Source organism: Paraburkholderia sp. BR10936 (assembly GCF_040965735.1).
Classification (GTDB): Bacteria; Pseudomonadota; Gammaproteobacteria; order Burkholderiales; family Burkholderiaceae; genus Paraburkholderia; species Paraburkholderia nodosa_A.
On sequence record NZ_JBFRCM010000016.1, the window covers coordinates 156,624 to 174,674 of the forward strand.

Genomic DNA, 18,051 nt, shown 5'->3' on the forward strand with positions numbered 1-18,051 from the left:
GCGGCTCTCGATTAAAAGTTGGTATAGGTCTCGCCAAGAACGTCGGCCTCAATGGCACCACTATATTTAACGCCGGAGACTGAAACGGTTTCGTGCTTTTTCGAGTCATGCCAATTCGTACCCGCAAAGCAATGGACCTTGGCGTTTTGACTATGCTCCCCCTTGTGAGGCTTGAACGCCGGATTGCCCTTGATCGCGTTCTCGATCGCGGCCGCCAATCATAAATTGCCGAAGAACCCGCGCGCCGCGACCATGCAGAACGGCGCGACGATGTCGGCGTGGTAGACCTGAAGCACTGCGGAAAGCCCGCCATCCGTTGCACCACCCTGAACCGCCTGCGCGGCGACTGCCGCCTTGGCCTGAGCGAAGCCAGCTTTGACCGCGGCAAACGGATCGTTCGCGCCTGGCGCCGAGTCGACGTCGAGCACGCTGGTCAGGCCCGGCGCGACGTTGGCGTGCTTCCAGTAGGCCTGCTCGATCGCCGCATTGAAAAAGAACACCATTGGGTCGAGGTGGCCGCCGCATAGCAGCACGGGCGAGCGCGGCACCCAGTTGCGCAGATCGTTGCGCCTGAACGCCTGGCGCAGCGGCTGGGCCGGGCTCGCAGCGGGGGCCATCGCGGCGGTCGGCGTGGGAAAGGCGCCATCGGGACTGGCGATGGCGTCTTCGAGCATGCTCAGGCGATAGGCATTGCGCACGAGATTCGCGGTGCCGAATCCCATCGCGAAGAGCGGCGTCAATTCAGCGGGCGCCAGGGGCGGCGCGAGAGGCGGCGTCAACGAAGCGAACTGTGGCGCAGGCGGCGTGCTGCTGAAGAGCTGCGTTGCGGGCAGTTTGCCTTTGGCGAATAGCGTGTCCATTGACGTGACGCTCGGCAGCAGGTTCTCTATCCCAGGGGCATAGGGCGCCTCGAAAAAGTCGCCCGGCTTGCGATAGATATTGCCGTAGGCGTGCTGGTAGCTCGTGGTCACCAGCACCGTAAAGATCGTCGAGCCGAGGTCGACCTCGCCCTGGACGAGGGCATCGGCCATGGCGCCCAGCGCATACGGACCCGAGCCCGGCGCGGAAGCCGTGACGTTGATGCCGGCCGCCTGCAGCGCGCGGTGGGTCGCGAGCGCCACGTAGCCGCCTTGCGAATATCCAGTGACGAACAGCTTGCCGTTCTCACGCGTCTTGTTTGCCGGGTCGGGAAGGGCCATGGCGAATCGGGCCGCGCGCAATGAGTCGATCATGTCGGCGGATTGCTGGTCGCCGTTCAGATAGGGGTGATACGGCAAGGGGGAGCCCGAGTAGCCGGCATAGTTGCTAGCCACGACGAGATAACCTTGCGCCGCGTAGATCGCCGCCACCGCAATGCCTTCGCCCGCGCCGTCACCGTTGGCCGGGTCCGCTTGAGTAATGTCGGCGATGTTGTAGTTCCGGTAGGTCGTAGTGCCGTGTGCGTACAGCATGAGCGGACGCGGCCCCGTACACGAGGCGCCGCCGCCGGGGATCATCAGCGCGGCGCTCGACATGGTGGGTTCGCCTGCGCCGCCTATCGTGAGGTAGCGGAAGTACTTGATTTCGATGTCGCAGCGCGGCGTGCCGGCGACTTGCAGCAATTGCTGACCCGTTGCGTTCGTGTTTAGCAGTTTCGTGAAGTCGCTTGCGCTCAGGCGCAAGCTTGTTCTCTGCTCGACTAGCTGGCCGCGGAAAAAACAACTCAAGCCGCTGCATGTCGAGGCGGCCTGCACGACAACACTGGCACTCGACAAAAGGAAAGTCAGCAGTAGCCAACCCGTCTTAAGCATCGCTCCTCGCATTTCACGCTCCGTTTTTGCTGGTGTTCGGAAAATGGGGCTGCCTTGCAGAGTGAAACGAGTATAGGTAAACGAATTCGGCATTTGCTACTGGTTGTGGGAACAATTTTCCAGTGAAGTGCTTGATGAAGAGTGTGCGCAGGTGTTTTCCGGATGATTGGGATCCTATGTAATAAAACGTCTATTGTTCATAAAATAAAAGGCGAATTGCGATCCGACGGGCTACTATCTACTCAGAAGGATCACACATTCAACTACCAGGAGATTGGCAATGCCTCTCGTTTTCTCGAACATCAAGACAGACTGGGACAATGCGGTCGCATTAGGCGGAATCCTCCCCGCGGCAGCTACCTACGATGACGCGACAGACGAAGGCGGCACCCTTATTTACTTGCCATTCGAGATTCAGAACGAGGCGTATCACATCACCGTACCGCTCGCGAATGGTGGCGTGGCGAATTCCTGCCACGTAACCGCAGAGCGGCCGGCACCTATTCACCTCGATACCAAAAAAGGGAAGAAAGCCGGGACGACATACACCGTGAAGAACAAGCCGAGCGCGTATTACGATTTTGTTATTAGTGGGGGGGCGGTGCCGAATGTCGTGTTTTCGCACACAAGCAAAGTCGAGATCCTCGGAAAGGGGCCTCAGAAAGTCTTCAGTGCTAGTTTTACAGGCGTCCTGACCAACGCGGTGCAGGATATCATGCGCGCCTTTGCGCTACATATGCTCGGCCTCGGATCGGCGCACGCAACGCCGGGCTGACATTCAGATCGAAGCGAGCGATTTCGGACGTATCGCTTTCCCTTTGGCGTAGCGCCGGGCGTCCTTGCGTCGCCGACCGCGCCCTACGGCACAAGCGTAGTTACCTGCCCCGGCTGCACCACTTTGATCACGCCGCCCCAAGTGCAAACGAGCGTACCTTGAGCATCCAGCGCCGGCATGGCGCCCAGCGTCACGGTTGGCGCACCGCCGGGAATCCACGGCGACGGTGTAGCCGGAACGCAGGGCATCGGCGTAAACACACCCAGCGCCGCGGCGGTCGCGGCGATCACTGTGGGATTCGCCGGGCTTTGGCACAGCGCGAACGGCGTGATATTGGCGATGGGAATCGAGTCGGCAATCGTCGCGGCGGGCACGCCGCTCACTAGCACGCGATTGACGGGGAGAACGTTCAGCGTGCCCGGCGCGCCGCCGAACGAGCATTGCAATGTGGCACCGGCGCAGACTTGCGGACTGGTCATGATGTACCTCCTTGTGCGTTGCCTGCGCGAGGATCAGGCCGAAGACGGATTGGCGAGCGACTGCCACCATTGTTTCCAACGCGGCAGCGGCTTGCCGTCCGCCGCTAGCGGGCGGTTGTCGTCGGTATAACGTTTCGCCGCTTCGAGCGGTTTTCCGGCATTGAACGGCTGCCGCAGCGCGAGGCAACCATTCGGATGGAATCGTTGCAAGACCCCATGCAGCTTGCCGTTGCGGTAATGCGCTTCTTCGAGCAGCGTGCCGTCGGCCAGCCAGGTGCGCGATACGCCGTGCAGCACGCCGTTCGCGTAGTGCTCCTCGCGCTGGATCTTTCCATCGGGGTGGTAGAAAAGCGCCTTGCCGTCGAGCTTTCCGTTCGCATACTGCACTTGCGCTGAGGAATTGCCCTCAGGATAGAAATAGGTAGCCGGGCCGCTGAGCACGCCATTCGCGTAACGCATCATCGCGACGGGGCGTCCTTCCGTCTCGATGCGCACGGGGCCGTGCAGCGCGCCGCCCAGCGTCGCGCCTTCAATGCGCGTGTCGTCGCGTTCTATCGTGACCGGTCGAATCGTCTCCATGCTCGCCTCAGTTGATCTTCACGATGCCGCCCTTGACCACCAGCATGCCGCCGCCGTCCACCGTCTGCTGTACGGCGCCCTTGTTCGTCACGCTCTGCGCCTCGTTCGAAAGCGTGCCGTCCGACTTGTTGGTCAGCGACGTCCCGGCCTGATTCGTGAGCGACACGGCGGCCTGATTCGTCAGCGACGCGTCGCTCTTCGCCGTGAGGTTGCCCGTGCTCTGCAGCGTTAGCGTGCCGCTCACCTTGATGGTGAGGTTGCCGTCCACAGTGAGCGTCATGTTGCCCGTCACTGTCTGATCGAGATTGCCGCCCACGGTCCGCGTCTCGTTGCCGCCGGCTTTCACGGTGCGTGCGCCTTTGATGTCGACGGTTTCGTCGCCCGTCTTGACGGTCGTGATGCGGTTGCCCTGTTCGACCGTGAGCGTATCGTTGCCTTCCTTGATCGTATGCGCGCGGTCGTTCTTGATCGTGCTCGTTTCGTTGTGGTCTATGGTCCACGTCGCGTCGTTGATCACCTTGGCGTTCAGGTCCTTTTGCGCCTGCAGGAAGATTTCCTCGCTGTCCTGTTTGTCTTCGAAACGCAATTCGTTGAAACCGTTGCCGCCTTTCGAGGTATTCGTCTTGATGCCGGATTGCGTCTGGTTGTCGGGCAGCGTATAAGGCGGCAGGTTCGCGCCGTTATACACGCTGCCCGTAATGAGCGGCCGGTCTGGATCGCCGTCGATGAAAGTCACCACGACTTCGTCGCCCACGCGCGGCATGAACTGCATGCCAAAGCGCTTGCTCGCCCATGGCTGTGCCACGCGAATCCAGCACGAACTCTGTTCGTCGTTCTGGCCGTCGCGGTCCCAGTGAAACTGAACCTTCACGCGGCCGTACTGATCCGTCCACAACTCCTCGCCGCTCTTGCCCACCACCGTCGCGGTCTGCGTGGGCATGAAGGGGCGCGGCGTCATACGCGCGGGCCGCCATGTCGTCGCGAACGGAAACGCTTCGAAGCGGTTGCGATAACGGTTGTGGTCGGCTTCGTGAATCACGCTGCGCACGACCCATTCGATGTTGGCGTCGCTCGATTCGTGATCGGCCAGCGTAAAGCGGCAACCCGGCGCCAGCGCGCGGCAGTCGCTTTCGCCAATGAGGATTCGTGTGGGTGCACGCAGCGCGTCCACGCGGTGCCTGGAGAGCGTGGAGCCGTCGCCACTGGTGGCATAGCGCCCTGGGTACTCGTACACGCTATGCCCGTTCGACGCCGCCTGTGCCTGCGAATAGAGCTGCGCGGTCGGCGTCTCCCACGCGTAGTCGGTATGCGAGAAGAGCCCGGTGGCCGTCTCTTCGACGACCTCGCAATGGACGATCTGCGTCGATTCGCGTGTGCCGCTCGTGCCGCCTGTGTAGTGCAGTGTTGCGTCGCCGGGCAAGGGCGTGAAGGCGTCGTTGCTGTCGGCAATGACGAGCGTATGGCTGCCCGTATCGTGGCGGAAGAAATAGAACCAGCCTTCCTCTTCGCAAAGGCGGCTCACGAACGCAAAATCCGATTCCGCGTACTGCACGCACCATTCGCGCGTAGCCGGCGTGCCCGTGATGGAGATGGAGTAGTCCGTCAAGCTGTGCCCCCCGAATACGGCCTGGATGATCTCCTGCGCGTTTTTGCCCTGAAATATGCGGTTGTTTCGCGAGAGGGTGAGCAGCCACAACCACGAACGCAGTTCCAGGGTGAAGTGGCTGGCATCTATCGTCGAGGGCAGCTGCGCGGCGCGCGTGCAAACGGCGTCGATGAGCCGAGGCGACTCGCCCCACGCGAGCGAGAGCGTTGCATGGTTGGCCGTCATGCCCGAGGGCGCGGGCGGCGGCAATCCGCCGTGAGCGTGCAGCGTCAGCGTGGTGGGAGCGTCCAGTGCCTCGCGCGCTTCGAAGCTGGCGGGAAAGAGGGTGCTGAACGCGCTGCCGGTGAGGCTGATGCGCGCATCGGTGTCGGCGGAGATGGGGCGGTTCATCGCGAGGGTAGTGTTTCGTGGCCGGTGGTGTGCATCGTCATTCGAGCGCCCACTGCGCGAGCGTGCCGACCAGCTCGTTCATCAGCACGTTGTCGATCTCGCGCGCACCACCCGCGGCGCGGCAGCGCGCGAGCACGGCGTCGATGATCCTGCTGTCGAAGGCGAACTGTTTTCCCGTCGCATCGCGGTAGCGCATGCGCAGTTGTTCGAGCTTCTTTTCGATGATGGCGCGCAGCACCGTGTCGTCGAGCGCCGCATAAGGCACGGCGGTCATGCGCGCGAGAAACGCCGGGCGAAACGCGTGCAGCAGTTCTTCGTGCAGCCGCCGCGCAAAGGCGTCGGTGGCAAGCGTTGCGGCAGGCGTATTGAGCAGCAATTCGGCGCCGACGTTGCTGGTGGCGAGGATCACCGTGTTGCGAAAATCCACCACGAGCCCGGTGCCGTCTTCCATGACGCCTTTGTCGAAGACGTTGTAGAAGGCTTCGAGCACGTCGACATGCGCTTTTTCGATTTCGTCGAGCAGGACGACGCTATAAGGGCGCCTGCGCACCGCCTCGGTGAGCTGGCCGCCGCTCGCATAGCCCACATAGCCCGGCGGCGCGCCGCGCAGCTGCGAGACGGCATGCGCTTCCTGATACGCGGCGAGGTCGATCACGATGAGATTGCGCTCGCCGCCATAGAGTGCATCCGCAAGGGCGTAGGCCGTCTCTGTCTTGCCGACCCCCGTTGGTCCCACGAGCAGGAAAACGCCTACCGGGCGCAACGGGTCGGCGAGCCCCGCGCGCCAGGCCTGGATGCGCATGGCGATGCGGTCGAGCGCCCCGTCTTGCCCCACGATACGCTGCGCGAGACGGCCCTTGAGCGTGCGCACGGCGTGCGCTTCGTCAGCGAGCATCTTGCCCACGGGAATGCCGGTCCAGCTTGCGATCACGGCGGCGATGGTTTTCGAGTCCACGCAAACCGGCACCATGGGGTCGTCGTCGCGAATCGCTTCGAGGCCGCTTTCGAGGCGCGCCAGTTCAGCGGCGAGGTCTTCGCGCGGGTCCGCGGCCTCGTTGTTCTCGTTCGCGTCCGCGTTTTCTGGCGGTTCGTGCGTGCCTTCGTTGAAAGCATCGCGAGGCGCCGCGTCGAGGGCGGCCAGACTCGCGCGTACCGCGAGAATCTCACGCACGGTAGCGGCTTCGTCACGCCAGCGTCCCTCAAGCGTCTCGACGAGCGTGGCGTTGTGCGCATGTTCGGCTTCGAGCGCGGCGAGACGCTGCGTGTGATTCGCGCCGAGTACCGTTTCCGTGCGCAGGCGCAGCAGCTCGTCGTCGAGCGCGCGCTGCCGGTGCCTGGCCGCCTCGAGTTGCGGCGGCGTGTCGTGCTGCGCCAGCGCCACGCGCGCGCAAGCGGTATCGAGCACGGCGATCGCCTTGTCGGGCAACTGGCGCGCGGAGATGTACCGGTGCGAGAGTTTCACCGCATCGACGATGGCGGCGTCGAGGATCGTCACGTTGTGATGCGCTTCGAACTTTTGCGCGAGCGCACGCAGCATCGCGATGGCCGTCGGCTCGTCGGGCGCCTCGATCTGCACGAGCTGGAAGCGCCGCGCGAGCGCGGGGTCGCGCTCGAAGTACTTCTTGTATTCGAGCCACGTCGTGGCCGCGATCGTGCGCAGCTCGCCGCGCGCAAGGGCGGGCTTGAGCAGATTGGCGGCGTCGCTGCCGCCTTCCGCGCCGCCTGCGCCGATCATCGTATGTGCCTCGTCGATGAAGAGCACCACCGGTCGTGGCGAGTGCCGCGCTTCATCGATCACGGCGCGCAGACGCCGCTCGAACTCGCCTTTCAGGCCCGCACCCGCCTGCAGCAGCGCGAGGTCGAGCATGCGCAGCGAGACTTCCGCAAGCGGCGGCGGCACGTCGCCCGCCGCGATGCGCAGCGCGAGACCTTCGACCACGGCCGTCTTGCCCACGCCCGGCGCGCCCACGAGCAACGGGTTGTTCTGTCGCCGCCGCAACAGGATGTCGAGCGTTTGGCGAATCTCCGCATTGCGTCCGATGATCGGGTCGATGCGTCCGGCCCGCGCTTCGGCGGTGAGGTCGAGCGTGTATTGGTCGAGCAGGGCGGGCGCTGGCGCCTCGGGCTTGAGGGCACCGGTCAGCACGGGAAGGCTCGCGCTGTCGTCCATGGCCGCTTCGAGCGGTGCGATCGGCAATGTCGAGGCAAGCGGCGACATCGCTTCGATAGGCGCGAGCCAGACACTCATATTGGCGCGCAGCGCGGCGCTCGCCACGCGCAGCAGCGTGGGCGCCCCATGCACGGCGCGGGCGCGCAGCGTGTCGTTTTCGAGCAGGGCGATAAGCAGCGTCGCCGCGCGCACGCGCGGTTGCTGGAGCACGACGGTGGATTGCACGAGCGCGTCCTGGAGCCACACGAGCAGGTCGGGCGAGAACGACGGCATGCCCGTGTTGCCGCGCTTGAAGCGCGCGATCGTCATGCGGATCTCGGCGCCGAGCGCGGCGCGGTCCACGCCGAAGTGCGGCAGCACGCACGCGAGATCGCCGCCCTCGGGTTCGGCGAGTGCGAGCAGCCAGTGTTCGATTTCGACCACGAAATGTGTTTCGCGCAGGCATTGCTGCGCGGCGCGTTCGAGGGCTTCGCGCGGCTCGCGCTCGAGGCGCGCAACGAGCGTCTTGAGATCGAGCGTCACGGCCCGGTACGCCCCGGAACGTCTTCGGGCGCGAGGCGCGTGAGGCGCGCGGGCGCCGATTCCGCGGCGCCGGCCCAGGCGGTCCAGCCGAGCTTCGGCGGCGCGAGCCGCGAGAGGCGCGCGCGCGGCAATTCGCCCGCGGCGAGCTGCAGTTCGAGATGCACCTTGAGTTCGGCGCCGAACCATTCGGAGGCCAGCGAATTCAGTGCTTCGTGAGCGGGCGCGCCGGGCAGGAAGGCTTCGTACTGCGAACGCCTGAGCGGACCCAGCCGCACGCGTATGCCCTGGTGTTCGTCCCAGATCCTCGTGCCCGCTACGGCATCCTGACCGAGCCGCCGGTTGCGTCCACCGGAGCCGATCGCCGTGCGGCTCGCCGGAGGCAGCGTGCGCCATCCGCCTTCGAACGGCGTCGAGCGCACGTGCACGCGGAAATGATGCAGCACCATGACGTCGAAACCCGCGATCGAGCGTCGACGGTTCGCGAAGAGGCCCGCGCGCGCCAGCACGGCGCGCAGGTCGAGCGGCTCGGGCGGTATTGCGGCTTCCTGCCCCGCGCGGTTGTACGAGGCGCGCGAGTTCAGCGAGGCGTTGCCCGTCAGCGCGCGCAGCACGACATCGGCCGAGCGCTGCGTCGTGGCGGGCAGCGGCTCGGCGCTGCGGTACTTGCGCTGTGCACGATAGAGCAGCGCCAGCAGCCGGTGCTGGAAGATGTCGAGAAACGCCGCCGCCGAGCGGTCCTTGCGGCGCAGACGGTCCTGCAGCCATTCCTGCCATGCACCGGGTAAGGGGCCGTTCGGGCCGCCGAGCGCGAACGCGTTGACCTGGAGCTGGGGCGGTCCCGCATGTCCGGATTGCGCGGATGCTTCTTCCCCCGCCTGAGGCGCAAAAGCGAGCGAGCGCGGTAAGCCGCGCCGCAATGGCCCGAGCGCGCTCGCCGGAAACGCGGGAGACAGATTGCCGCTCAACACGAGCGCTTCCTGGCCGGGGTCGAGCCCGGTCCCGAGCGGCTGCGCGTGCGGCTGCAACAACTCGAGCAGGCGCACGGCCTGCGTGAATTCGAACGCGTGCGGTTCGTCGAACAGCCGCTGCGTCAGAGAACGAGCGGGCTGCCCATCGTCGGCCGCCATGTGCGGATCTCCCGACCGTCGCGCACGAGCGAGGTCTGTACGAAACGGTTGACGCTCGCATAGAGCGAAAAAAATTGCGCGAGCACGCCGGAAAAGAGCACGGTGCTCGCGCCCACGAAGCTCGCTTCGTCGAGTTCGATCCGCACGCCGAGTCCGTTGCGCCAGCCGCGCCAACGGTCCGTACCGACATGCGCGACGATGGGTTCGCTCGACACGGCCACGAGCCCCGCGATCTGGCGCTGCGACGGGGCATGCGCGCCGAGATTGTGGAGCATCAGCATTTCGCGCAGCGACTGCAGCGCCTGCGGGCCTTCCACGATCGACGTGTGATTGAGGACGAGCTGCGACACGAGGCGCCAGCGCGACGTGCCGTCGAGCGCGGCCACGATCTGCGGCGTGGGCCGATGCGCAATGCGCACGCTCGCCACGGGGCCCGGCACTTCGAACGACAGCGCGGCGCCCGGCGCGAGCCGGTGGGCCAGATGACGATTGGTACACAGCAGATCCGCAGTGAGCGTGCGCGCTGCGGGCGCGGCGGGATTGAAGCGCGTATCGACGAATGTGAGCACGACATCGCTGCCGGGACGTGACGGATGCAGCCCGCTCACGCGCCGCGCGTACCAGTACACCGCCGAATCCGCGCCGTGCATCGAGCCGTACCAGGGCGGCACGTCCGTGACCGTGCGGCCCGCCACGGCGCGCACGTTGCGCACGGCGTAGATCTCGGTGCTCGATTCGCGGTGCGCGTCGGGGCTCACGCGCATTTCACGCGCCGTCCCGTCGGGCCGCAAGGGTTCGGAGGTGCGCGCGAACAGATTGAGCGCGCTCGCGCAGCCGAGCTGGATATCCTGCGTATGCAGCGTGAAGCGCCCGCGCGGGGCGGCCGTGAAGCCGATCACGAGATCGAGGCTGTCGAGTGCATCGGCAGGCGGCTTGAACGGCAGATCGAAGAACGCGAACTTCTCGGGAAAGGCGAAGTACTCGACGAGCAGTCGGCAGGCCGGATGCGCACCGTCTTCGAGCGGCAGCAGCGCGTCTTCCTCGTCGAAGCCAACCGGGGAGGGCAGGCCGCGTTGCGCCTGCAACGTACCCTCGGGGGTCTGCAGCCAGGTGGCGGCGCTGTGTGCGCCGAGCAGGTCGTAGAGCGCGGCGGAGGTGACGGGCGACCCCGTGAGGCGCACGCGCAAGCGCTCGATCGGCAGCGTGCCCAGCTTGTGCGGCCCGATGCCCCGCAGCGTGAGCCGCAGTGCCGATTGCAGCGACGCGTTGCCGGTGAGCGCCTGGGCTTCCTCGGCGTCGAGCAACTGGGCGGCGGCGAGGGTGATCGGCCAGAGCGTCACGTCGCTGCACGTGCGCCAGTGGATCGTCGCGCCGCTCGCGTCCACGTGCATGAGGGTCGTGTCGCGCGGCACGCGATAGCCCGCGGCGATGCTGCCTTGCGTGGGATCGGGCTCGAATTGCACGATCGTCATGGAAGGCACCGGCCGCGACGCGTAGGGATAAAACTGTTCGAGGAGGCCGTCCGTGAGCGTGGTGTATTCGTCGTCGAGCGTGCGCTGGAGGCGAGCGGTTAGCACCGCGAAGCTTTCGATCAGGCGTTCGACGTTCGGGTCGGCGCTCTCGCCGGGGCCGAGTTCGAGCCGCCGGGCGATCTTCGGATAACGCTGCGCAAAGCCTTCGCTCGCGCGGCGCAGATAAGTCAGCTCGCGCTGGTAGTAGTCGAGCAATTGCGCATCAAGCGAGTCGTTCATCGACGATCCCGATGGACTGCGTTTCGCCATCCTGCCCGGCGACATAGGTGACGACGTGCTCCACGCCGTCGCTGCCGCGCAGCGTTCCCCGAATGCGCAGGCACAGCCGCCATGGCGCGGCGGCGTCCGCTTCGATTTTCACGCGCGGCTCGCGAAGGCGCGGCTCGAACGCGCGGATCGCCTCGGCCACTTCGCGCTCGATCACCGCCCGGTCCTCCGCGCGTGCCGCGCTTTGGCCGCTCCAGTCGGGCAGGCCGTAAAGCAGGACGTCCGGCGCGCGCGGCAGGCGTGGCGTGCCGCGGCGCGTGTTGAGAAGGCGCAGCAACTCCGCGCGCACCGACGCGCGCAAGCCGGCCGCGTCCAGTGTGCGCGCCGCGAGCTCGTCGACGGACTCGTGCGCGTCGAAGGGCGCGTCGTCGGCCAGCCGCTCGAAGAGCGGCATGGGCGCGATGGCGATGAAGGCGCGGACGTTCGCCATAGGCGGTGCGCGCTAGGCTGCTGCCTTCACGACCTTGTTCGCGGCCAGGTCCCACGTCGTGGCCGCGGTGCCTTCCTTGGTGGCGTCGTCCTTCTGCGCGGTGAGTTCCCACTTGATCTTCGTGAAGTTCAGCGAGAGCGTTTCCACGGGCTTGCCACCCGCGCCGCCCGACACGCTCACGTTGCTCAGCACGACATTGTTCAGCGTATAGGTGATGAACGGCATGATCTTGCCGTCGCTTTCGGCGGCGTTGCGGCCCACCACGATGGTCGCGCTCGCAATGGCCTTGCCGGAGCAGCAGTATTCGTTGAGCGTGGGCGTGGCGACGTCGACGAACTTCGTCACGGTGAATTCGCCGAGATGGGGCTTGCCCGAGGTGCGCTCCGAGTTGCTGACGTCGTTGGTGACCTGCATCGCCACGTTGTGGCTGTACGACATCAACTCGATCTTGTCGGTATAGCCTTCCAGCGTGCACTCGCCTTTGATGTCGCTGCCGAGGTCGAGAATGATCGAATCCATGGTTTGCTGCTCCCGAAGCAGTAAAGAACCGCGCGGGCCGCGTGCGCGGCGCCAGGCGCGTTCAGGGACCAGGGGCGCTCATGCGCCGCCTGGCCGTCGTCTGTTCATCGAATCGCTTTTTTGCGGGTGGATCAGGCGGCCGCCGGCGGCGGCAGCGTCGCCACGAGCCGGATCGAGGCAGTGAGTTCCTCGAGCTGGAAGTGCGGCCTCAGGAATACCGTCGCGCGGTACGCGCCGGGTTTGCCCGGCACATCTGTCACGTCCACGCGCGCCTCGCGCAGCGGATACTGGGCCTTGATTTCCTGTGGCGCGTTGTCGTTCACGAGCACGTAGTCGGCAATCCACGTGTTGAGATAGGCGCGCACGTTATCGCGCGTCATGAAACTGCCGACCTTGTCGCGCATGATCGCCTTGATGTAGTGCGCAAAGCGCGACGCCGCGAGGATATACGGCAGCATGGCCGAAATGCGCGCGTTCGCCGTGGCCTCGGGCGTGTTGTAGAGCGCCGGCTTGCAGGCAGTCTGGCCGCCGAAGAACACCGCGAGCCCTTCGTTCTTCTTGTGCACGAGTGCAATGAAGCCGAGCGAATCGAGCTCCTTTTCGCGGCGGTCGGTGATCGCCACTTCCGTGGGGCACTTCATGGCTTTGTCGCCCGAAGCCGTCTGAAAGATATGGTCCGGCAGGCGCTCGACCGCGCCGCCGCCTTCCACGCCGCGAATCGCGGCGCACCAGCTGTACTGCGCGAACGCGTTGGTGATCCGTTGCGCGAGGGCATAGGCGGAGTTGCCCCACAGGTACTTCGAGTGGTCGGTGCCGTCGACATCTTCGAAGAAGTTCATGCCCTCCACCGGATTGCTGTCCGGATGATAAGGACGCCGCATCAGGATGTGCGGGAGCGTCAGCGCAACATAGCGCGAGTCTTCGCTCTTGCGGAATTCGCGCCAGCGGGCCATGTCGATCGTCTCGAAGACCTTCGAGAGATCGCGCGGCACGCCCAGCTCCGTGAAGCTCGACATGTCGAACAGCTGCGGGTGTGCCGCCGAAATGAACGGCGCGTGCGCGGCAGCGGCCACGGAGGCGAGCTTTTCGAGCAGGCTCACGTCAGGCGTCTGGCGCGTGAAGTAGTAGTCGCCCACCAGCACGCTGAAGGGAAAACCGCCGAACGTGCCGTATTCCTCTTCGTAGATCTTCTTGAAGAGCGCGCTCGTGTCGACGTCGATGGCCTTCTCGAGATCGTTCTGCAGGTCTTTCTTCGAAGCGTTCAACAGGCGCAGTTTCAGGCGCGTGCCCGTTTCGGAGCCCTTCACCAGAAAATGCAGTCCGCGCCACGACGACTCCAGCGCCTGCATGTCGGGGTGATGCAGCACCTCGTTGAGTTGCTCGCTGATCAGCTCGTCGATCTTGCGGATGTGATCGTTGATCATCGCCACCGTGTCGCGGCTGATGGTCATGTTCTTGTCGAGCACCTGCAGCGCGAACTCGGCGAGCAGCTCGCGCGCGTGCTGCTGCTGCTCCTCGTATTGCGCCATGCGTCCTTCGTGCACGATGCGGTCGAGCAGCGTGACCGTACCCGCCTGCGCGGTCGCGGCGGCCTGTATATCGGACATGATTGTCTCCTCGCGTTGGGCTTAGCTGGCCGGCGTGTCACTGGAAGGGCTGGCGGGTGCAGCGGCGTCGCCCGCGGGCGGCGGCAGCTGCGCAGTCGGCGTGTCCAGCGGGTGGGCCGAGCGGATTTCGCTCAATCCCTTCGGGTCATGGACCACTTCCTGGAGCAGCTTGTCCAGTTCATCGTTGCCGTCGAGCTTGGTGAGGAGGTCGCGCAGGCGCAGCCGCGCGTCGTAGAGCTGTTTGAGCGGGCCGATCTGCTGGACGATGCTCACAGGATCGAAGTCGTCGATATGCTCGAACTTCAGCTCGACGTTGATCTTGCTGCTGTCGGAAGCGAGCGTGTTGTCGACCTGCAGCGTCACGCGCGGCCCGATCGACTTCATCACGTCGTTGAAATTGTCGCGGTCGATGTCGACGAAGCGGCGCTCCGTCATTTTCGGCAACGGCTCGACAGGCTTGCCGGACAAGTCGGCAAGGATGCCCACGACGAGCGGCAGTTCACGCTTTTCGATGGCATTGCCCGTTTCGACGTCGTACGTGATCTGGACACGCGGCGGTCGGTTCCGTTCGAACCAGTGCTGGGTACTGTCGGCCATGGTCACCTCGGTGGCGGTCGTTCTTCTATTGCATTGTGTAACGGGAGAGATGCACGTTTGTCGTCAATCTAGCCTTTTCATGATGCGTTTTCTTTAAGACGACAATGCCCCGCAAAACGTAATTAAACGATTGCCAGGTGTATTCCCGGTCCTTCAGAAAAAGCACAGCTAAAGCATGCCCCGGATTCGTCAGACGAGAGCATTCACGGCGTCAAGCGTTCGCGCTGCGTGCGGCTTAACCTTGTCCTTCGTCGCGCACGTCGTGAAGATAGACGGTCACGACTTTAGGACAGTAAACGCGGAATTTCAAAGTATATTTACGGCGCATAGACTCATTTCCTTTCAAGTTTATTTGCGCATTGTTTTTGAATTGATCGATTAGAAAATCGTTATTGCAATTTTGCGTGGGGCGCTTGTAGACTACGCGCGAAACAGCTTGCGCTGCAGAACATGCGCCTTGATTAGAAATACGAACTAGCATGAGCTATCCTGCGCGCGGGCAGGAGGCATCGCGGACAAGAGGCGACGCACACAATGGGGATTGCGCAGTGATCACCACGTTATTCGCCGGCGCGTCGCGCGCCGCGAAGCCGTGCGGCTGGCGCGCCGCCGCGCTGGCGTTCGCGCTCGCGCAGGTGCTCGCGGCGTGTTCGTCGCTGCCCAAGGTACAGGTAGATACCCTGGCCATTGCCGTCTCCACTCAGGCGAATCAGGACACGCCCATTGCCGTGGACGCCGTGCTCGTGCGCAATCAGCAACTGCTCGACGCGTTGCTCGGCCTGCCTTCGGCGAAGTGGTTCGCTCAGCGCGATCAATGGCGCCGCGATCATCCCGAAGACATCACGGTCGTGTCGTTCGAAGTCGTGCCGGGTCAACAGATCGCGGCGGCGCCGTTTCCGTTTGGCGGCAAGCGGGGCGCAGGCGTGGTGGTGTTCGCCGACTACCAGACTCCGGGCGCGCACCGCGTGAGGCTCGATACGGGGCCCGCTCACGCGCTGCTGCTGCTCGGCGACCAGGATCTGAGCGTGCAGGCCGCACATTGAGCAGCCAAACGGTGTGACGCAACGGTGTCATGTAGTGGCGCGCCAACACTGAACGACGAAACGTTTAGCAATAGAAAGCAAACACATCATGCGTACTTCGTTTCCCGATCCGGTCTGCTGGTTCGACGGCATGCCCTTGCTGCCGCAACATTTCCAGACCCAGGCGCTGCACGCGGCGGGGCACGCCGCCTTGCTCGCCGGCGCCGCGCGCGCGCATTACTGGGGCGTGCTCTCTCTGGAGCACGACGCCGCGGGGCTCGCCCAGGGGCTCGTGCGCATCAGCGCGCTCGAGGCGATTCTGGCCGACGGCCTCACCATTCGCCACACGCCGCACGATCCCGTGCTGGAGATCGACGTAAGCCACGCGTTCAGCGCGCCGGACGAGGAAGTCACGATCTATCTCGCGGTACCACCGCTGTATCGCGGCGGGCAGCTCGATCCGCAGGCCGGGCGCTACACCCAGCGCGAGAGTCCGGATGTTCCCGATCTTGTCTCGGGTGGCGAGCCGGCTTCGATCACGACGTGGACGCCGCGGCTGCATCTCATGACGGATCTCGGCCGTCACGAATTCGACCGCCTGCCGCTCATGCGCGTGAGGCAGCAGGGCGGCGGCGTGGCGATTGCGGACTACGCGCCGCCTTGTCCGTTCGTGCGCGCCGACTCGGTGCTCGGGCAACGCGTCATGCAGCTGCTGCTGCGCGTGCGCGAAAAGTGCGTGTTCCTGGCCGGACGTCTGCAGGCCGCGCAACGCGCGGAAGAGCGCGACGATTCGGCCCAGATCGAGCGCCAGCTTTGCGCGCTCTGGAGCCGTCTGCCCGAAGTGGAGGCGACGCTCGTCACCGGCATCGCGCATCCCGCCGAACTGTATCGCGCCGTTGCGGGCATGACAGGCGCGCTCGCGGCGCTGCGTCCCGCGCGCGGCGTGCCCGCCTTCGCGACGTTCGATTACATGGCGCTGCTCGCGTCGTTCGATCCGCTGCTCGCGTGGGCGGACGAAGCGCTCGCGACAATCCGCCAGGGGTATCGCGTACGCGCGTTCACCGAGGAAGGCGGCAGTTTCTGGATTGCGCCGCCGTTCGAAAGTGGCGGCAACGTGGCGCGCGAACTCGTGATCGGTTTGCGCATGCCACCCGACGCGGGCGAGCACGACGCGAGCGTGTGGCTCGATCATGCCGTCGTCGCGTCGCGGCCCTACGTGCCCACGCTCGCGCGCCAACGCATGCGCGGCCTCGCGCGCCGGCGGCTCGCGCGCGAGGAGCGCGCGGCCTACGCGACGGGCGACGACACGACGCTCTTCGCGGTGGCCGTGGAGGACGCGTGGTTCGACCGCGCGCAGCCGTTGTGCATCGAAGTCCGTACGACCGTACCGGGTCGCGCGCCCTGGGCGGTGCAACTCTTCACGCCCACGGGCGACGCCGCCGACGACGCACGCCAGGGGGGAGCCGATCATGCTTGATGCCAGCGACCCGACCGACGAGCGCCTGCCGCTCATGCGCGCGTTCGTCGTGGCGTTCGCGTTTGCGGAGAACGCGCGCTTGCGCGCGGTTGCGCAGGCGGCGAATGCAGCCAGCGCCGCGAATGCCGCGAGCGCAGAGACGCCCGCCGATCCCCAGCGCGATGCCGACGCGCTCGCCACGCAACTGCAGTCCGCCACACGCAAGCTCGCGCGCGATGCGATGGCCTGGACCGGCGCGGCGGCCGAAGCGGACATCGCCGCCGCGCAGTACGCCTATGTCGCGCTGCTCGACGAATTGCTGCTGTTTTCGGCGTGGAATGGCGCGAGCGCATGGGAAACGCATCCGCTCGAAGCGCGCATTTTCGGCACGCGTGCGGCGGGCGAGCGCATTCCGGCCGCCATCGAAACCTTGCTTGCGCAGCGCGATCCGGCACAGCGCGATCTCGCCAACGTCTATCTCGCCTGCCTCACGCTAGGCTTTCGTGGCCGCCTGCGCGGCGAGGCGGGCGCCTTGCGTCACGACCAGTTGCGCCACGCGCTGTTCGCGTTCGCCATGCAGCGCGACCCCGAGCCCGACCGGCTTGGCGCGCCTCTCGAACGCGCCGCGCTGGCGCCGCGCGAAACCCGTCCGCTCACGCAGATGTTTCCAGACCGCGCACGGCTCGCGCTATTCGTGGGCGGCGGATTCGCGGTGCTGCTCGGTATCTCACAGTTGCTGTGGCTCTACGCGACGGCGCCCGTGCGGCCATCGCTCGAACAGTTCGAAACGGTCTCGTTGGCGCAAGGGCGTCCGGCGCAGGCGAGCCATACGAGTACCACGGGCATGGTGCTGCCGCGCGCACGGACGGTGCGCAGGCTGCGTCCGGCGGTTCCGCCAGGCGACGTTCAGGCTGCCATGCCGCAAAGTCAGGACATGCCCGCGGCGGCTACGGTCTCCACGACGCCGCCCGCCACGCTCGCACTCGCCGCACGGCGCATCGTCACGGTGAGCGCGCAGAACGCCGACGAAGGCAGCGAAGACAGCGAAGACAGCCCGGACGCCACGCCACGCGGAGCACGGCCATGACGACCACACTCGTAGTCGTCCTGATCGTCCTCATCGCGCTGTTGATCGTGGGGCTCGCGGCCGTGCTCGTCGTGCGCTGGCTGCGTGGGCGCGACG

General features: G+C 65.5%; 17 protein-coding genes. 4 read left to right on the top strand and 13 right to left on the bottom strand.

All coding sequences use genetic code 11. The annotated features are described in order from the left end of the window. Positions 1 to 11: 11 nt before the first annotated feature. Both AB4Y36_RS29300 and AB4Y36_RS29305 read right to left on the bottom strand, forming a co-directional pair. Entirely contained in the window at positions 12 to 218 is a 207-nt protein-coding gene (locus AB4Y36_RS29300) for a hypothetical protein (RefSeq protein WP_368684836.1), read from the bottom strand. Next, entirely contained in the window at positions 219 to 1,790 is a 1,572-nt protein-coding gene (locus AB4Y36_RS29305; RefSeq protein ID WP_368684837.1) for an alpha/beta hydrolase family protein, read from the bottom strand. Positions 1,791 to 2,070: 280 nt separating this feature from the next. Here AB4Y36_RS29305 and AB4Y36_RS29310 point away from each other — a divergent pair, with 280 nt between their 5' ends. Then, positions 2,071 to 2,565, top strand: a complete 495-nt coding sequence (locus AB4Y36_RS29310; RefSeq protein ID WP_368684838.1) for a hypothetical protein — start codon at positions 2,071 to 2,073, stop codon at positions 2,563 to 2,565. 83 nt (positions 2,566 to 2,648) lie between these two features. Here the strand turns inward: AB4Y36_RS29310 and AB4Y36_RS29315 are convergent, their stop codons facing one another. From AB4Y36_RS29315 to AB4Y36_RS29365, 11 genes are all read right to left on the bottom strand, one after another. Further along, positions 2,649 to 3,044 carry a DUF4280 domain-containing protein gene (locus AB4Y36_RS29315; protein ID WP_368684839.1) on the bottom strand — a complete coding sequence of 132 codons (396 nt, stop codon included), beginning with the start codon at positions 3,042 to 3,044 and terminating at the stop codon, positions 2,649 to 2,651. A 33-nt stretch (positions 3,045 to 3,077) separates the two neighbouring features. Beyond that, positions 3,078 to 3,623, bottom strand: a complete 546-nt coding sequence (locus tag AB4Y36_RS29320; protein WP_342946196.1) for a toxin-antitoxin system YwqK family antitoxin — start codon at positions 3,621 to 3,623, stop codon at positions 3,078 to 3,080. Between the two features lie 7 nt (positions 3,624 to 3,630). Next, complete coding sequence (locus tag AB4Y36_RS29325; protein WP_368684840.1) at positions 3,631 to 5,619, bottom strand: type VI secretion system Vgr family protein; 1,989 nt, start codon at positions 5,617 to 5,619, stop codon at positions 3,631 to 3,633. 37 nt (positions 5,620 to 5,656) lie between these two features. After that, positions 5,657 to 8,311 carry a type VI secretion system ATPase TssH gene (gene tssH / locus AB4Y36_RS29330; protein ID WP_368684841.1) on the bottom strand — a complete coding sequence of 885 codons (2,655 nt, stop codon included), beginning with the start codon at positions 8,309 to 8,311 and terminating at the stop codon, positions 5,657 to 5,659. Next, on the bottom strand, positions 8,308 to 9,438 hold the full coding sequence (gene tssG / locus AB4Y36_RS29335) for a type VI secretion system baseplate subunit TssG (protein ID WP_368684842.1): 1,131 nt from the start codon (positions 9,436 to 9,438) through the stop codon (positions 8,308 to 8,310). The genes tssH and tssG overlap by 4 nt, the downstream gene beginning before the upstream one ends. Beyond that, a complete protein-coding gene (gene tssF / locus AB4Y36_RS29340) occupies positions 9,402 to 11,189 on the bottom strand; it encodes a type VI secretion system baseplate subunit TssF (protein ID WP_368684843.1) in 1,788 nt (595 codons plus the stop codon). Before tssF ends, tssG begins: the two co-directional genes overlap by 37 nt. Next, positions 11,173 to 11,667 carry a type VI secretion system baseplate subunit TssE gene (tssE, locus tag AB4Y36_RS29345; protein WP_368605829.1) on the bottom strand — a complete coding sequence of 165 codons (495 nt, stop codon included), beginning with the start codon at positions 11,665 to 11,667 and terminating at the stop codon, positions 11,173 to 11,175. The genes tssF and tssE overlap by 17 nt, the downstream gene beginning before the upstream one ends. 12 nt (positions 11,668 to 11,679) lie before the next feature. Further along, positions 11,680 to 12,186 carry an Hcp family type VI secretion system effector gene (locus AB4Y36_RS29350; RefSeq protein WP_069267982.1) on the bottom strand — a complete coding sequence of 169 codons (507 nt, stop codon included), beginning with the start codon at positions 12,184 to 12,186 and terminating at the stop codon, positions 11,680 to 11,682. A 131-nt stretch (positions 12,187 to 12,317) separates the two neighbouring features. Further along, positions 12,318 to 13,793, bottom strand: coding sequence for a type VI secretion system contractile sheath large subunit (tssC, locus tag AB4Y36_RS29355; RefSeq protein WP_069267983.1), 1,476 nt, complete (start codon positions 13,791 to 13,793; stop codon positions 12,318 to 12,320). Between the two features lie 21 nt (positions 13,794 to 13,814). Next, positions 13,815 to 14,390, bottom strand: a complete 576-nt coding sequence (gene tssB, locus AB4Y36_RS29360; protein ID WP_368684844.1) for a type VI secretion system contractile sheath small subunit — start codon at positions 14,388 to 14,390, stop codon at positions 13,815 to 13,817. A gap of 235 nt (positions 14,391 to 14,625) precedes the next feature. Then, positions 14,626 to 14,871, bottom strand: coding sequence for a hypothetical protein (locus tag AB4Y36_RS29365; RefSeq protein WP_141710855.1), 246 nt, complete (start codon positions 14,869 to 14,871; stop codon positions 14,626 to 14,628). A 67-nt stretch (positions 14,872 to 14,938) separates the two neighbouring features. On the opposite strand from AB4Y36_RS29365, the gene AB4Y36_RS29370 reads away from it, so the two are divergent. From AB4Y36_RS29370 to AB4Y36_RS29380, 3 genes are all read left to right on the top strand, one after another. Further along, entirely contained in the window at positions 14,939 to 15,433 is a 495-nt protein-coding gene (locus tag AB4Y36_RS29370; protein WP_083245548.1) for a hypothetical protein, read from the top strand. Between the two features lie 88 nt (positions 15,434 to 15,521). Continuing rightward, positions 15,522 to 16,889: a type VI secretion system baseplate subunit TssK gene (tssK, locus tag AB4Y36_RS29375; RefSeq protein ID WP_368605828.1), complete on the top strand. Its 1,368-nt coding sequence runs from the start codon at positions 15,522 to 15,524 to the stop codon at positions 16,887 to 16,889. Further along, positions 16,882 to 17,955 (top strand): DotU family type IV/VI secretion system protein, encoded by a 1,074-nt coding sequence (locus AB4Y36_RS29380; RefSeq protein WP_368684845.1) that lies wholly within the window; start codon positions 16,882 to 16,884, stop codon positions 17,953 to 17,955. Before tssK ends, AB4Y36_RS29380 begins: the two co-directional genes overlap by 8 nt. Positions 17,956 to 18,051: the final 96 nt, after the last annotated feature.

Coding starts and splice junctions, on each gene's coding strand:
- tssB (WP_368684844.1), bottom strand. CDS start 14,390: ATGGCCGACAGTACCCAGCACTGGTTCGAACGGAACCGACCGCCGCGT.
- tssK (WP_368605828.1), top strand. CDS start 15,522: ATGCGTACTTCGTTTCCCGATCCGGTCTGCTGGTTCGACGGCATGCCC.
- AB4Y36_RS29365 (WP_141710855.1), bottom strand. CDS start 14,871: ATGCTAGTTCGTATTTCTAATCAAGGCGCATGTTCTGCAGCGCAAGCT.
- AB4Y36_RS29320 (WP_342946196.1), bottom strand. CDS start 3,623: ATGGAGACGATTCGACCGGTCACGATAGAACGCGACGACACGCGCATT.
- AB4Y36_RS29325 (WP_368684840.1), bottom strand. CDS start 5,619: ATGAACCGCCCCATCTCCGCCGACACCGATGCGCGCATCAGCCTCACC.
- AB4Y36_RS29380 (WP_368684845.1), top strand. CDS start 16,882: ATGCTTGATGCCAGCGACCCGACCGACGAGCGCCTGCCGCTCATGCGC.
- AB4Y36_RS29350 (WP_069267982.1), bottom strand. CDS start 12,186: ATGGATTCGATCATTCTCGACCTCGGCAGCGACATCAAAGGCGAGTGC.
- AB4Y36_RS29315 (WP_368684839.1), bottom strand. CDS start 3,044: ATGACCAGTCCGCAAGTCTGCGCCGGTGCCACATTGCAATGCTCGTTC.
- tssC (WP_069267983.1), bottom strand. CDS start 13,793: ATGTCCGATATACAGGCCGCCGCGACCGCGCAGGCGGGTACGGTCACG.
- tssG (WP_368684842.1), bottom strand. CDS start 9,438: ATGGCGGCCGACGATGGGCAGCCCGCTCGTTCTCTGACGCAGCGGCTG.
- tssE (WP_368605829.1), bottom strand. CDS start 11,667: ATGGCGAACGTCCGCGCCTTCATCGCCATCGCGCCCATGCCGCTCTTC.
- tssF (WP_368684843.1), bottom strand. CDS start 11,189: ATGAACGACTCGCTTGATGCGCAATTGCTCGACTACTACCAGCGCGAG.
- AB4Y36_RS29305 (WP_368684837.1), bottom strand. CDS start 1,790: ATGCTTAAGACGGGTTGGCTACTGCTGACTTTCCTTTTGTCGAGTGCC.
- AB4Y36_RS29310 (WP_368684838.1), top strand. CDS start 2,071: ATGCCTCTCGTTTTCTCGAACATCAAGACAGACTGGGACAATGCGGTC.